The organism is Streptomyces sp. NPDC029152, from assembly GCF_055564355.1.
Genome location: NZ_JBVHWR010000020.1, coordinates 51,141 through 64,422, shown reverse-complemented (window position 1 = coordinate 64,422; position 13,282 = coordinate 51,141). Strand labels below are relative to the sequence as shown.

The following is a 13,282-nucleotide window of genomic DNA, read 5'->3' as shown; positions in this document are numbered from 1 at the left end:
GCGTCAGCCGCGCAGCCGTTCCGCGATCTCCACCAGGTGCCGTCCCTGGTAGTCGGCCGCGTCCAGGGTCGCCTGGTCGGGCCCCTCACCGCCGCCGCTCGGCCAGCTCGTGCCGTACGGGTTGCCGCCGGCCGCGTACAGGAGGGGGTCGGTGTAGCCGGGCGGCACGATGATGCAGCCCCAGTGGTAGAAGACGTTGTTCAGGGAGAGCAGCGTCGACTCCTGGCCGCCGTGCCGGTTCATCGCCGAGGTGAAGCTGGTGACGGGCTTGTTGTGGAACACGCCCGCCTGCCACAGGCCGCCGGTGGAGTCGATGAACTGCTTGAGCTGGGACGAGACGTTGCCGAACCGGGTCGGGGTCCCGAACGCGTAGGCCGAGGCCCACTCCAGGTCCTCCAGGGTCGCCTCGGGGACCGTGTTCTTCGTGGCGTCGACGTGCGCGCGCCAGGCCGGGTTGGCGTCGATGGCCGTGTCCGGCGCGAGCTCCGGGGCACGGCGCAGCCGGACTTCGGCGCCCCGGCCCTCCGCGCCCTTGGCAAGGGCTTCGGCGAGCTGATGGACGTTGCCGGTGGCACTGTAGTAGACGACGGCGAGGCGTACAGCCATGAGCCAGCTCCTCTTCTCCATCACAGGCTATGGGTACGCTACGCCCGGCCGGCCGGTCCCGCGTCTCGTACGCCCCGCCCCCCTTCCCGCGCACCCGCCCCGCCGGTCCTCCCCGGGCCGGCGGACGCCTCCCCGGCGGGCGTCCGGCGGCGGCCACCGGCAGGGTGGAGACATGAACGGAGACGGTGCGGGCGGCCTGCGGCTGGCCTCGGCACGCGGACGCTGGGCCCTGACCTGTGTCGTGCTCGCGTCCGGCATGGCCATGCTCGACGGCACGGCCGTCAACGTGGCCCTCCCCCGAATGGGGCGTGACCTGGGGGCCTCCCTGTCGGTGCTGCAGTGGGTCGTCAACGCCTACATGCTGACCCTGTCCGCGCTGATCCTCTGGGGCGGCGCGCTCGGCGACCGGGTGGGCAGACGGCGCACCCTGCTGCTGGGCGCCGCCTGGTTCGCCGGGGCCTCGGCCCTGTGCGGCTTCGCGACCGACGAGTACGTGCTGATCGCCGCCCGCGCGCTGCAGGGCGTGGGCGGCGCGCTGCTCACCCCCGGCTCGCTGGCTCTCGTCCGGGCGTCCTTCCACCCCGACGACCAGTCGCGCGCGGTGGGCGCCTGGTCCGGCCTGACCGGTGTGGCGGGCGCCGTCGGCCCCTTCCTCGGGGGCTGGCTGATCGACGGGCCGGGCTGGCGGTGGATCTTCTTCATCAACGTGCCGATCGCGGTCGCCGTCGTGGTCGTCGCCGTGCTCTTCGTCCCGGAGAGCCGCGACCCGGCCGCCGCCGGACGCCCGTTCGACACGCTGGGCGCGTGCCTGGCGGCGGTGGCGCTGGGCGGCGTCAGCTACGCGCTGATCAGCGCCTCGTCGGGCGGCTCCGTCGTCCGGATCCTGCTGCCGGCGCTGGTCGCCGTGGCCGCGGGGGCCGGGTTCCTCGCGGTGGAACGCAGGGCCGGGAACCCGATGATGCCGCTGTCCCTGTTCTCCTCCCGGCTGTTCTCCGCGACCAACGGCATGACGCTGTTCCTGTACGCGGCCATCGGCGGCGTGCTGTTCCTGCTGCCCGTCCAACTGCAGACGGCGCTCGGCTACGACGCGCTCGAGGCCGGTCTCGCCACCATGCCCATCACCGTGCTGATGCTGCTGCTCTCCGCCCGCGCGGGCGCCCTCGCCAAACGCGTCGGGCCGGCCCTGCCCCTGATCACCGGCCCCCTGGTGGCCGCCGCCGGAGCGCTGCTGCTGCTCCGCGTCACACCGGACTCCGCCTACGCGCCGGACGTCCTGCCGCCGGTCCTGGTGATGGGTCTGGGCATGAGCCTGTTCGTCGCACCGCTCACGGCGACCGTCCTGGCCTCCGTGGACGCCGAGCACGCGGGGCTGGCGAGCGGGGTGAACAACACGGCGGCACGGGTGGCGCAACTGCTGATCGTCGCCGCGCTGCCCCTCCTGGTGGGCCTGTCCGGTGACGCCTACACCTCCGCCGCCGCGGTCGACCGCTCCTTCCACCGCGCCGCCGTGGTCACCGCCGTCCTGTTCCTGGCCGCCTCGGCGACCGCGGCCGTCTTCGTCCGGCCCCGGCGCGTACGCCACCGTGTCGAGGCCGCCCCGCGCCCGGTGTGCCGTTCCCACCTCTCCCTCACCTGTCCACCCCTGGAACCCGGCCCGGAAGCTCCCCGCGAACGGTCCGAGGAGGCCCGGCGAGGAGGCGGGACGACCGGCTGACGAACCGGCCGCCCGCCCTGTACGCCCGGCACCTCCTACGAGTCGGTGCGTGACAGCGGGTGAGGTGTGCCGGTCCGTCGGGAGACCGCCGTCCGGGCTTGAGTGGTGCGGTCGGGGACGGGGCCGTGATGGCGCGGTAGGTGTCGGGCAGGCGGTCGCGGCGACGGGTCCGGCGCGTCAGCTGCTTCCGGCGTTCGTGATCGGCGAGGACGTCCGGCGGGTGGGTGGGTGGGTGCGCCTGGTGGATCCACTTCGGCAAGTCCTCTCTCGATATCTCGGCCAACAGGATCACAAAATACCCCCAGGGGGTACACGGTTGCGATCAACGTCCTGAACGGACGGCGCCGACAGGCGCACTGCGTCTCGGGAGATGTCATGAGGAACCACTCCGGCCACGGACAGGGCGACCACGGTGTTCACAGCGGAGCCCAGCCCGGTGGGCTGCCGGTGTCGCAGAGCGGGTACACCCTCGAGGTCGACCCGACGATCCTCACCGCCGGCGTGCAGCCGGTCCGCTTCCGGGTGATCGGCCCCGACGGGCAGGCGGTGACCGAGTTCGCGGCCGAGCACGAAAGGGAACTGCACCTCATCGCCGTCCGGCGCGACACGGACCGCGGGCCGACGTCGATCACCGACGACCAGGCCGCCGCCCAGTTCTCCCTCTCGCACCTGGCCCGGCTGATCACCTACCCCGTCGCGGGCCGGCTCGGCACGGCCGCCGGCCTCACCCTCGCTCGGTCCGTCCTCGCCGTCCTCGCCGGGGCGGGAGCGGCCGGTGCCCTCCTCCTGTGGCCGCGCCACGACGGTCCGGCGCCCGTCATCAGCTCCGTGACACCTGCCCGGTACGCGCCCGGCAACGACCGGTCCGCTCTCGCCAAGGCCGCGTGAAGCGCCCCGTGCAACGCTCCGGCCGTCCACGTCGTGCATGGCACGCGCCGCCGGCAGAACAGGCCGTGGAGTCTGCCCCCGGAGGACCGCGTCCTGCTGGTCGCGGCTTACTGGCGTACCGACCTGACGCTGCGCCAGCTCGCACCGCTGTTTGGAATCCCGAAGTCTGCGGCCGACCGCATCATCAACCGCCCTGGGCCGTTGCTCGCACTACGTCCGCGCCGACGGTTCCGCAGGGACACCGTGCTCGTCGTGGACGGCACCTTGGTCCGCACACGTGACCACGCGGTGGCCGAGCAGTCGAAAAAATACCGGTACTCCACCAATCACCAGGTCGTCAGCGACGCCGATACACGGCTGGTCGTCGTAGGGGGTCGGCCTCTGCCCGGCAACCGCAACGACTGCAGGGCATGGGAGTTGTCCGGAGCGAAGGCAGCCGTCGGAAACACCACGGTGATCGCCGACGGCGGCTACCGCGGCACTGGCCTGGTGATCCCGCACCGCCGTGAACCCGGGCAGGCCGAACTCCCGGCCCGGAGAGAGGAGCACAACCGCTCACACCGCAAGGTTCGTGCCCGTGTCGAGCACACCTTCGCCCGCATGAAGAGCTGGAAGATCCTCCGCTACTGCCGCTTGAAGGGCGACGGCGTTCATCACGCCATGCTTGGCATCGCGCGCCTGCACAACCTCGCGCTCACCGGTCAGGCCCACCCACGGGGTGCGTCATCGATGCCCACCGTTGTGCCGAAGCACGGTGGTTGTCACTGCCGACGGCCGCTGACCTGTGCCTTTGGGATATCGAGGCACTGTACTTGTCGCCAGGCCGGCACGCTGCTCGTCACCGTGAGCACAAGGCATCACCGTTGTCACCGGCGGCGCCCACCCTGAGCTGTGCGAGAGCCTCGTCACCAAGCACGCTCGACAGCCGTCGTGCCGTTGCCAGCGAGTTCTGTCAGCCCATGCCGGTGGTGTGGTCGTACGCGTCGCGGGCGGCCAGCAGAGTGGGCATGTGCTCCTCCGCCCAGCGTCGGCCGGCCGCGATGAGTTCGAGCAAGGTGTGGCCCAGCGCGGTCAGTTCGTACTCCACTCGCGCGGGGACCTCGGCGTAGACGGTACGGGTGATCAGTCCATCGCGTTCCAGTGCTCGTAGGGTCTGGGTGAGCACCTTCGGGGTGGAGGCACGCAGGGGGACCCGGAGCTCGGAGAAACGCCGTGGCCCCTGCTCCAGACACAGGATGACCATGGCGGACCATTTGTCGCCGACCCGGATCGGCATCGCACTGCTCGGACAAGCCGGATGGAACATGTCGGGATCAAGCGGTTGCACCAGTACCCCCGCGGTAGCCAGATACCCTTGAAGTAACCATTATGTCCTGCACTACCTTCGCGTCGGCGGCGCAACCGATCGTCGCCTCTCCGGATCATTGATGCGAGGGAAGCATGCGTGCTGTCCGATTCCATGACTATGGATCACCCGCCGTACTACGCGTCGACGAAGTGCCCGTTCCCCAGCCGGGCCCCGGGCAACTGCTGGTCCGGGTCACCGCCGCGGGCATCGGGTTCGCCGACGTCCAGATACGGGCCGGCCTGATGCGACAGACTGCCCTCCCCGATCTGCCGATGCCGTTCTCGCCGGGCTTCGAGGTGGCGGGCATCGTGGCGGACGTCGGGCCCGGCGTCGATCCCGCAACGGTCGGCGGGCGGGTGGTGAGCGCCACTTCTGGTGGCGGTTACGCCGAAATGGCGGTGGTGTCTGCCGCCACGGCCCTGCCCTGCCCCGACGCCCTTGATGACCACCAGGCGCTGGCACTGTTGGGTCAGGGTTCGACCGCAGTCGGGGTGGTCCGGGCCGCAGCACTGCGAGCAGGCGACACCGTACTGGTCGAAGCCGCTGCAGGTGGTGTCGGCAGCCTTCTGGTGCAGTTGGCCAGGCGCGCCGGCGCTACTGTGATCGGCGTTGCCCGAGGCGAGAGGAAACTGGCCGTGGCCAAGCGGCTCGGCGCACACACAGTGATCGACTACACCGCGCCGGACTGGCACGAACACGTACGCGATGCGGCACACGGCAGCGTGCAGGTGGTCCTGGAGACCACGGGCGGTTCGGTGTCGGAGGCCGCGTTCGACCTGTTGGCCCCCGGCATAGGCCGCATGGTCATCTATGGCATGACCAGCGGGCAGGCACCGCGCTTCGACCCGCTCGCGGTGTATCACCGAGGCGTCTCCGTGACCGGATTCGCCTCCATGGCCCTGACAGCGGACCAACAGACCCGACTACGCGACGAGGCATTCGCCCTGGCCTCCAACGGTGCACTCAAGCCGATCATCGGTGCTGTCCTGCCGCTGTCGAAGGCCGCCGCAGCGCACCAGGCCTTTGAGGAACGCACCACCATCGGCAAAACCCTCCTCACCCCCTGAACCCCCACTATCGATATGAGCCCCGCCGGGGCGCACCGACGACGGTTTCGGCCTGCCGGTGCCAACAGGCATGCCGGTGTGACAACTATCGTGCTTCGGCTCAACCGTGCCGAGTCAGTTGATCATTGCGGGACAGCCTTTAGGCTGCTGAGCACGAATCGGCAGCTCGGGAAGAGGTCACGATGCCCGTCAACGGTCATAGTCACATCCGCATCGCCCGGCCTTCCCGGGACCTGGCAGCGGCCGAGCGGTTCTGGGTGCGGGGGCTGGGGCTCGGTGTGGTGTGGCGGACCGAGGGCGGGTCCGAACCCGGTGGGCACGACCTGCTGATGGTGGGCTGGCCGGACGCCGACTGGCATCTGGAGCTGGTCCACGAGCCCGCCCGGCCCGTCGAGCCCCGGCCCACCGAGGAGGACCTGCTGGTGATCTACGTCGACGGCCCGGTGCCCGATGACCTGGTCATCCGTCTGGAGGAGCACGGCGGCAAGCGGGTGCCGTCGCCGAACCCGTACTGGAACCGGTGGGGCGTCACGATCGAGGACCCGGACGGCTACCGGCTCGTGCTCTGCGAGCGGGGCTGGTCGAACGCGTAGCGGCCGGTGCTTGCCGGGCGCGCTGTCCCTCGCTCGTGCTGTGACCGCACAGGTTCGCCTGGTCGTTCAGGCCGCGGTGGCGGGGGGCGGCCGCCCCGGCGAATGCCTTTCCCGCTTCGGTTGCGGCGAGGTCCGCGTGGACGCGAGCTCGGCCTGATGGCGCCCGCTCTCCGAGAACGTCCGCCCAGCAGCACAACCGGGGCGAGGCGCCAAGACCGGCGCAAGGGCACGCCGGTATGGCTCATCAGTGGCGCGCCGCCGAGTCGCGTTCTCGGCGAGCGGCCAGAACGGTCACGTCACAGGACCTGGCGGCCGGCGATGTCGCCGCCGGGGTCGTCGGCGAGCTGGACGGTCGCGGTGATCCGCTTTCCCACCGGCTCCCGGTGGACACAGAAGGTCCGGCACACCGCCATCACGATCTCCAGGCCGTGCTGACCGACCCGGTCCGGATCGGCTGCCAGCACCGACGGCAGCACCGGGCTGCTGTCCCACACGCTCACCTGGACAGCACCCTCGCAGACCTCCAGGTCCAGCAAGCACGGGCCCGGGGCGTACTTGCGGGCATTGGTCACCAGCTCACTCACCACCAGCTGCACCGTGCCCATCACCCGCGCCGACACCGGCAGGCCGTGCACGGCCTGCACCGAGGCGAGGAAGCCGCGGGCCGTACGGCGGGCCTCAGCAATCTCCGCACTACCCTCGAACACAGCGGAGACCGCTGTCCGACGGCCGTCCAAGGTGTCCCGGCCCTCGTATTGCGCAGCAGGGATCATGAAGCCGCCTCACTTCCGAAGCACCACCAGTTACCCGTCTCGCATGCCCCGCCACATCCGGCGCACACCCCAGCGGATTGTTGCTGTTCGATCACGACGCCTCGTTTCCGGGGAAGAAGGCGAACCGGGCCACGACGGCCGAGGAAGGGTCAAGGCGTGAACACTGACGCGTACGGGGTGGCGCCACCGGCCGACGCCGTCGAGTGCCGGCCGATGGCTCTGGCCCGGGTGCGGCGGTGTGCCGGAGATCCACCACGGACGGTTGTTCGAGAAGGTCCGGGCAGGACTCCATCCGCCGGAACATCGGTAAGCCGAAGCTGGACGTGATCGAGGCGCTGATCAACGCCATCAGATCGGGCCCATGCCGAGATCGATGCCCGGGTTGCCACCCCACAGCGCGTCTGCCTGGTGATCCGGGATCGTGGGTTCGGGGCCGTCCAGGACAACGACGGTTGGCTTCGCGCCGAGGTCCCAGACCATACGGCGGTACTTGTCATGGTCATGACCTCTGGCGCCGAGCACCGTGTCCGAACGGTGCCGGGAGCGGTCGCGATTGCCGCCGGTCAAAGCGGTGGGGAGCGGGATGTCGGTGGCGCCGGTGATCAGGCGGTGTCTGCTGCCCGTCCCGCCCCGGTCGGCAGGAGTTCGTCGATACGGCGTGCTGGTGGGAGACCGACCGGCGACGGTGCACGGCCGCCGGCCGCTCTCCCGAGTCGGGCGGGCGCGCGTCAGCAGACGGCCGTGCGCGCGTACGGGCCCTCGCAGAAGAGCAGAAGAACGGCGCCGCGGTGCAACCCCCCTCCCGGGTCGGAACACGGGCCGTCGGGGCCGTCGTTCGCGATCACCTGAACGGACAGGGTTCGAGCGCAGGTGTGCTCGAGGTACACCCAGAAGCCTTGGCCGGTGCAGCTCACTTTGCGCTGGGTGCACGCGGGTGCGGTTCCGTCGGCGGCGGGCGCTGAGTCGGCAGCGGGGGCCGCCCGGGCCGGAACAGCCAGGGAGCCGAGCGCGAGGGCGGTCCCGACGGGGGTGCCGACAAGTGCGTGACGAGAGCGCACGTTTCGCTCCGTCTTCTGTGTACGCGCGTGGAGCGTCCGGCGTGTGGTCGTCGAATACGCCTGGTCTTCTGCGAGGTTTCGTGGCTGTCGGGAGTGAAGCACCGCTCCACCAGGGCCGGGGGGAGCTCCGACCCGGTCAGCCGGCCATGCCGGGCGACCTCATCGGGATCGGGTGGCCCGGCTTTCGACCGGCCATGGATGCAGCGATGAGTTTTCAGTGCCTGGAGAGTCTCACCACCGTTGTCGACAACAGAGGAGGAGCATGTGGCTCAGCTGCTGAGAGTCCAGAACTTCAACGTCTCGAGTGACGGCATCGGTGCCGGTGAGGACCAGAGCCTTGAGAGTCCGTTCGGCCACGCCGTCGACCCGGCGATGCTGTTCGCCTGGGCCGGTGCCACGGCGAGCTGGCCCATGCGCACCGATCCCGGCGGGAGCCGGGGCCTCGACGACTACTTCACGAGGGACTACGCCCGCAACATCGGTGCCGAGATCATGGGCCGCAACAAGTTCGGGCCCCAGCGCGGGCCCTGGCAGGACCACGAATGGCGCGGTTGGTGGGGTGACGAGCCGCCGTTCCACACCCCGGTGTTCGTCATGACTCACCATGAGCGTCCGTCGTTCACGCTCTCCGACACCACGTTCCACTTCGTCGACGGCGACCCGGCCACGGTCCTCGAACAGGCGCGGGAGGCGGCGCAAGGCAAGGACGTCCGGCTCGGCGGCGGGGTCACGACCCTCCGGGAGTTCCTGGACGCCGACCTCGTCGACACCATGCATGTGGCGGTCTCGCCGGTGAAGCTCGGGTCCGGACTGCGGCTGTGGGAGTCACCCGATGAGCTGCTCGACCGGTTCCACCTGGAAGTGGTGCCCAGCCCGAGTGGCGTGACGCACCACCTGTTCTGGCGGAAGTGACCGTGCCTCAGGGTCGGTTCCGGCTGGCTGCTTCGCCCGTCGGGGCCACCCTGAGGGGCCGTCGGGTCGCGCCCCTGGCAGTCAGCCCACCTTGGCAGGCTCCTCGGGTCGCGCTCGGGTGGGGACGAGTCGTCAGGAGCCGTTGCCGGTCTCGTCGATCACGCCGTTGAAGATCAGGCGGTCGACGATCGCCGCGCGGAAACGGAGATCGACGAACGTCTTCGTCCACCCTCCGAAGGACTCGTTCGAGGCGAGGGCGACGCTGTTCTCCTCTTCGCGCTCGGCCGGAACTGCGTCACGCCGTTGCGCCACTTGAAGCAGTGGGCCAGGACCGGATGCCGGTCGTCGGGGCGGTTTCCCTGGCCGCGGTGGTTGCCTGACGCCACCAGGACGCTGGAGGGCGCGAGCACGATCCTGCGGAGGACCGCGCAGCAGGTGACGGGTTCGGGGCAGAAGGCGGAGCAGCGCCTCCTGGTGACCGTGGGTGACCTCCTGCGCCCTGACGCGGGCGAGGCCGAAGCCGGCACGGGCGATGTCCGTCTCCGCGAGCCGGGGAGGATCCGGCTCTCCCCCGCCGGGCCGGCCGGCCGGAGCGTGGGACGCCGGTCAGCAGCGTTCCGCGGGGCGGGGCGGGCGCAGCTTCAGGGCTGCGACCGCGGTCACGGGGTCGTCCGCGTAGAAGCGGAAGGCGCGGGCCTCGGCATGCTTGCCGAGGACGCGGAGGTACCGCACCGGCTCGGTGAGTTCGACGGTGACCGTGGTCAGGCCGGCCACAGCCACGTCGGCCACGCCGCTCTCGTCCGGGGCGGCCAGTTTGCCGTTCGGAAAGGCCCGGTCCAGACGGACAGAGGCTATGCGGTCGGCTGGGATGCGGATGTCCAGCAGGGCGCCGTAACGCAGGCGCAGCGAGCCGTCGGTCCCGATCACGTGCGGGCGTACCACGCATGAGGCGTGCAGGGCGAGAAGGAAGTAGCAGCCCCAGATGTCGAGGACGAGGGTGACGGCGTGCACCACCGGCCAGGGGATCAGGCAGGCGAGGGCGACGGTCTCGACGATGCAGACGAAGAGCAGGCCGTACATGGTCGCGGCCTGGGCCGGCGCGTACGGAACGGCGTGGTCGCCGCCGCGTACGCCGTGCGGGCCACGGCGGGTCACCCAGCGCGAGAAGCTGGTCGCGAGGGTGATCTCGTGGCTGATCGGCTTGCGCACGGACGCCGGAACGTTGTCAGCGATCGCGGCCAGGAACGCGGAGTGACGGTCGAGTCCCTTGCGGCGGTGCCGCCGATGGTCGAGGAGAAGCAGCGCGGTCGCCCCGGCCATGAGCGCGAGCACCGCCAGTTCCACCGCCAGCCGTGCGGCCGGGGCTACTCGCACACCGCCGACCGCGCACATGAAGATCGCGAGTTCACCCGGTGCGATTCCGGCGAAGCCCCAGCCCACAGCCCTTCTCAACGCCTTCATCCGGCTCGCTCCCCGAGCAGTTCGACGGCACGGCGCACGGCTGCCGCCTGAGCAGGGGTGAACTCCGCGATGAGGGCGTCCGCGAAACCGCTCTCCTCGCTCGATCCGCCCTTGCTTTCCGCCGCGATCATCGCCTGCGCCGCCTCGTCCGGGATGCTCTCGACGATGGCCCGGGCGGTCTCCTCCACCTGTGGGTCGTCCTCGGCCGCCTCGGCCAGTGCGTCCATCTGGGCGTATACCGCGTAGGCGCGCCGCATGGCCTCGGCGTCGGCACTCAGGCTCTGCCCCATGGCGTGGAGCCAGCCGCGGTCGCCGCCCGGTGAGCGGGTCTCCAGCAGGGCCAGCAGCTCCCGTTCCCTGGCCGCCATCGCGGGCTCCGGTCCGGGCAACCGCGCCGAGACACGGGCCATGTCATCGAAAAGGACGGCTAGTTCGGGAGAGACCGGTGCTTCGGGGGGCAGTTGGCCGGTCCCCTCGGCCTGTTCGAGAAGCCGGCCCAGACGGACGCGGCGCCGCCGGATCTCCTCCTCTTGGCGGGCCAGGTCCGCGTCCAGATCGGCGAGGATCTCGACGAGATCCTTGCCCACGTCGTCCGCCAGCACGTCCTTCACTTCGTCCAGGCTCAGTCCGAGCTCGGTCAGACGGCGGATGCGGGCCAGTTCGACGGCGTCGCGCAGCGTGTACTCACGGTATCCGTTGGACCTGCGAGGGGGCTCGGGCAGCAGCCCGATGCGGTGGTAGTGCCGCACTGCCCGGGTGGTGATGCCGACGGCGCCGGCGAGTTCTCCGATTCGCATGACATCAGGAGAAACGTTGTCGCTGCGACAAGGTCAAGTGCTTCCGCTTCCCAGCGGTCGATCCAGCCCGTTTAGGCTTCTGCCTGGAACGGCCCTTCGGCCGGTCGGGGATCGGGGGGACGACAGTTCGATGAGCAGCGGCATCACCGAGGTGTTCCGGTCTCTCCAGGCGGGCGATCCTTCCGTCGTCGCCGGCTACCGGCTCGTGGCGCGGCTCGGCGCGGGGGGCATGGGCCGGGTGTACCTGTCGCACACCCAGGGCGGCCGGCCGGTGGCGATCAAGGTGGTGCGGCCGGAGCTGGCCGACGATCCGGCCTTCCGGCGGCGGTTTCGCAGGGAGGTGGAGGCCGCCCGCCGGGTCAGGGGCGCCTACACCGCGGAACTCGTCGACGCCGACACCGACGGCGTACCCCCCTGGCTCGCCACGCTGTACGTGCCCGGACCGTCCCTCACGGCGGCCGTCGCCCGGCGCGGCCCGCTGCCGGTGTCCGCCGTACTGTGGTTGATGGCCGGCGTGGCCGAGGCGCTTCAGGCGATCCACAGCGCGGGGGTCGTACACCGGGACCTCAAGCCGTCCAACGTGCTCCTGGCCGCCGACGGGCCACGGGTGATCGACTTCGGTATCTCGGTCACCGCCGGCCTCTCCTCGCACACCGCCACCGGCTCCACTGTCGGCACGCCTCACTTCATGGCCCCCGAGCAGGCGACCGCCGGTGAGGTCTCCCCGGCGACCGACGTCTTCGCACTGGCCCAGACGGCGGCCTTCGCGGCCCTGGGCGAACCGCTGTACGGGGACGGCATAGCGCCGGTCGTGCTGTACCGGATCGTGCACGAGGAACCCGACCTGTCCCGGCTGCCTGAGCCGTTGCGCCCGCTGTTCGCCCGGTGCCTGGCGTCCGATCCGCGGGAACGGGCCACACCGGCGGAGGTCGTACGGTGGTGCCGGGAGCGGCTGGGAGCGGACGCCGACGCGGGCGCGGGGCCGGCCGTCTGGAACGAGGTCACGGGACCCGAGGCGACCGCGCCGGGCCCGACGCGCACGCCCGCGGCTCCGTCGACCGCGGCCGCGACGCTGTCGCTGAGGCCCGCCCGGCGCCGGTCGCCCGGGCGGCGAACCGCGCTGTTCGCAGCCGTGACCGTGACGGCGGGCGCTCTGATGTGGTCGGGTCTGACGTGGTTCGGCGGCGACCGGACCGGCGCCGGCACGCGGGCCGCGGGCACCCCCACCTCGACGCCCGCACCGACGAGGTCCGCACGGTCCACGGCGACGCCGTCACGCACCTCGCCGGTCGTCGGCGCCTCCCCCCGGGCCTCGCAGCCCACCCCGAACGCCTCGTCGGCGACGGGATCCGGGCAGTCCCCCGTGTGGTTGAGACGGACGAACTCCCTGAGCTTCGGCGAACCGATGCTCCGCAGCGATCGCGAGGGCGACATCCGTCTCGACTGCGAGGACGACATCGACTGCGCGCTGCACAGCGGTACCAGCCGGTTCGTGCAGCTGTTCAACGGAAAGGCCGCCTCCCTCGACGTCTGCCGTCACCTTCTCAGCGGCGCCATCGGCTCCGCATACCGCACCTGGTCGCTCGTGGCGGCCGACGTCGGCACCCAGCTCTGCGTCGGGAACGCCTCGGGCGACGTCGCGGCGCTCACGATCCAGGTCAAGCAGACGGCCCTGCGAGAGGACGCCTTCCTGCAACTGGGCATGACCGTATGGAGCAAGACGGCCTGAGGCGTGCGGCAGCACGCCCGCACACGGTGGAGCCGACAGGCTGCCGGACAGACGCGGTCCGGCCGGGGTGGTGCGGGCGGGGTGGTGTGGGCGGCCGTCCACCGGGTGACGGGAGTGACCGGCCTCCCGTCTGTCGCCGGTGTGCGAGGCTCTCGAGGACTGCATCAGCGGATCGCGTTCCTTGCCCGGTCCAGGTGAGGGGCGAAGTCGCGGCCGTCACGTCACGCCCGGTCGTTCTCCCGGTACGGTCCACCGTCGTACCGCGCGGCAAGCTCCTGCTGCTGCTCCACCGCCTTTTCCTCCGGGGGCACGTCGGCGAAGCGGCGATGAGGATGT

General features: G+C 71.0%; 12 protein-coding genes and 2 pseudogenes. 7 read left to right on the top strand and 7 right to left on the bottom strand.

The window, feature by feature from the left end:
• Positions 1-3 precede the first annotated feature (3 nt).
• Complete coding sequence (wrbA, locus tag ACZ4V6_RS30765) at positions 4-606, bottom strand: NAD(P)H:quinone oxidoreductase (RefSeq protein ID WP_467833763.1); 603 nt, start codon at positions 604-606, stop codon at positions 4-6.
• Positions 607-778: 172 nt separating this feature from the next.
• Here wrbA and ACZ4V6_RS30760 point away from each other — a divergent pair, with 172 nt between their 5' ends.
• The 3 genes and pseudogenes from ACZ4V6_RS30760 to ACZ4V6_RS30750 all read left to right on the top strand — a co-directional run.
• On the top strand, positions 779-2,320 hold the full coding sequence (locus ACZ4V6_RS30760; protein WP_467833762.1) for an MFS transporter: 1,542 nt from the start codon (positions 779-781) through the stop codon (positions 2,318-2,320).
• Positions 2,321-2,695: 375 nt separating this feature from the next.
• On the top strand, positions 2,696-3,208 hold the full coding sequence (locus ACZ4V6_RS30755) for a hypothetical protein (RefSeq protein WP_467833760.1): 513 nt from the start codon (positions 2,696-2,698) through the stop codon (positions 3,206-3,208).
• Positions 3,209-3,259: 51 nt separating this feature from the next.
• A pseudogene (locus ACZ4V6_RS30750) lies at positions 3,260-3,910 on the top strand (transposase); the annotation flags it as partial.
• A gap of 250 nt (positions 3,911-4,160) precedes the next feature.
• Here ACZ4V6_RS30750 and ACZ4V6_RS30745 read toward each other — a convergent pair.
• Positions 4,161-4,514 carry a winged helix-turn-helix transcriptional regulator gene (locus tag ACZ4V6_RS30745; RefSeq protein ID WP_467833759.1) on the bottom strand — a complete coding sequence of 118 codons (354 nt, stop codon included), beginning with the start codon at positions 4,512-4,514 and terminating at the stop codon, positions 4,161-4,163.
• Between the two features lie 134 nt (positions 4,515-4,648).
• Between ACZ4V6_RS30745 and ACZ4V6_RS30740 the strand changes: the two genes are divergently transcribed.
• Together ACZ4V6_RS30740 and ACZ4V6_RS30735 are read left to right on the top strand one after the other, a co-directional pair.
• Positions 4,649-5,623, top strand: a complete 975-nt coding sequence (locus tag ACZ4V6_RS30740) for a quinone oxidoreductase family protein (RefSeq protein ID WP_467833758.1) — start codon at positions 4,649-4,651, stop codon at positions 5,621-5,623.
• Positions 5,624-5,805: 182 nt separating this feature from the next.
• A complete protein-coding gene (locus ACZ4V6_RS30735; RefSeq protein WP_467833757.1) occupies positions 5,806-6,216 on the top strand; it encodes a VOC family protein in 411 nt (136 codons plus the stop codon).
• Between the two features lie 296 nt (positions 6,217-6,512).
• On the opposite strand, the gene ACZ4V6_RS30730 is transcribed toward ACZ4V6_RS30735, so the two are convergent.
• Both ACZ4V6_RS30730 and ACZ4V6_RS30725 read right to left on the bottom strand, forming a co-directional pair.
• Positions 6,513-6,989 (bottom strand): ATP-binding protein, encoded by a 477-nt coding sequence (locus ACZ4V6_RS30730; protein ID WP_467833756.1) that lies wholly within the window; start codon positions 6,987-6,989, stop codon positions 6,513-6,515.
• A 348-nt stretch (positions 6,990-7,337) separates the two neighbouring features.
• Positions 7,338-7,469 (bottom strand): hypothetical protein, encoded by a 132-nt coding sequence (locus tag ACZ4V6_RS30725; protein ID WP_467833754.1) that lies wholly within the window; start codon positions 7,467-7,469, stop codon positions 7,338-7,340.
• Positions 7,470-8,311: 842 nt separating this feature from the next.
• Between ACZ4V6_RS30725 and ACZ4V6_RS30720 the strand changes: the two genes are divergently transcribed.
• The gene (locus tag ACZ4V6_RS30720; protein ID WP_467833752.1) at positions 8,312-8,959 is read left to right on the top strand and encodes a dihydrofolate reductase family protein; all 648 of its coding nucleotides are present in this window, start codon (positions 8,312-8,314) and stop codon (positions 8,957-8,959) included.
• Between the two features lie 132 nt (positions 8,960-9,091).
• On the opposite strand, the pseudogene ACZ4V6_RS30715 reads toward ACZ4V6_RS30720, so the two are convergent.
• The 3 genes and pseudogenes from ACZ4V6_RS30715 to ACZ4V6_RS30705 all read right to left on the bottom strand — a co-directional run.
• Positions 9,092-9,250: pseudogene (locus ACZ4V6_RS30715) on the bottom strand (ATP-binding protein); the annotation flags it as partial.
• 315 nt (positions 9,251-9,565) lie between these two features.
• The gene (locus ACZ4V6_RS30710) at positions 9,566-10,420 is read right to left on the bottom strand and encodes a hypothetical protein (RefSeq protein WP_467833750.1); all 855 of its coding nucleotides are present in this window, start codon (positions 10,418-10,420) and stop codon (positions 9,566-9,568) included.
• Complete coding sequence (locus tag ACZ4V6_RS30705; RefSeq protein ID WP_467833748.1) at positions 10,417-11,217, bottom strand: MerR family transcriptional regulator; 801 nt, start codon at positions 11,215-11,217, stop codon at positions 10,417-10,419. Before ACZ4V6_RS30705 ends, ACZ4V6_RS30710 begins: the two co-directional genes overlap by 4 nt.
• Positions 11,218-11,347: 130 nt before the next feature.
• Between ACZ4V6_RS30705 and ACZ4V6_RS30700 the strand changes: the two genes are divergently transcribed.
• The gene (locus ACZ4V6_RS30700) at positions 11,348-12,946 is read left to right on the top strand and encodes a serine/threonine-protein kinase (RefSeq protein ID WP_467833747.1); all 1,599 of its coding nucleotides are present in this window, start codon (positions 11,348-11,350) and stop codon (positions 12,944-12,946) included.
• Positions 12,947-13,282: the final 336 nt, after the last annotated feature.

Excerpts from the sequence above, each read along its gene's own strand:
- wrbA (WP_467833763.1), bottom strand. The coding sequence starts at position 606 with ATGGCTGTACGCCTCGCCGTCGTCTACTACAGTGCCACCGGCAACGTC.
- ACZ4V6_RS30760 (WP_467833762.1), top strand. The coding sequence starts at position 779 with ATGAACGGAGACGGTGCGGGCGGCCTGCGGCTGGCCTCGGCACGCGGA.
- ACZ4V6_RS30755 (WP_467833760.1), top strand. The coding sequence starts at position 2,696 with ATGAGGAACCACTCCGGCCACGGACAGGGCGACCACGGTGTTCACAGC.
- ACZ4V6_RS30745 (WP_467833759.1), bottom strand. The coding sequence starts at position 4,514 with ATGTTCCATCCGGCTTGTCCGAGCAGTGCGATGCCGATCCGGGTCGGC.
- ACZ4V6_RS30740 (WP_467833758.1), top strand. The coding sequence starts at position 4,649 with ATGCGTGCTGTCCGATTCCATGACTATGGATCACCCGCCGTACTACGC.
- ACZ4V6_RS30735 (WP_467833757.1), top strand. The coding sequence starts at position 5,806 with ATGCCCGTCAACGGTCATAGTCACATCCGCATCGCCCGGCCTTCCCGG.
- ACZ4V6_RS30730 (WP_467833756.1), bottom strand. The coding sequence starts at position 6,989 with ATGATCCCTGCTGCGCAATACGAGGGCCGGGACACCTTGGACGGCCGT.
- ACZ4V6_RS30725 (WP_467833754.1), bottom strand. The coding sequence starts at position 7,469 with ATGGTCTGGGACCTCGGCGCGAAGCCAACCGTCGTTGTCCTGGACGGC.
- ACZ4V6_RS30710 (WP_467833750.1), bottom strand. The coding sequence starts at position 10,420 with ATGAAGGCGTTGAGAAGGGCTGTGGGCTGGGGCTTCGCCGGAATCGCA.
- ACZ4V6_RS30705 (WP_467833748.1), bottom strand. The coding sequence starts at position 11,217 with ATGCGAATCGGAGAACTCGCCGGCGCCGTCGGCATCACCACCCGGGCA.
- ACZ4V6_RS30700 (WP_467833747.1), top strand. The coding sequence starts at position 11,348 with ATGAGCAGCGGCATCACCGAGGTGTTCCGGTCTCTCCAGGCGGGCGAT.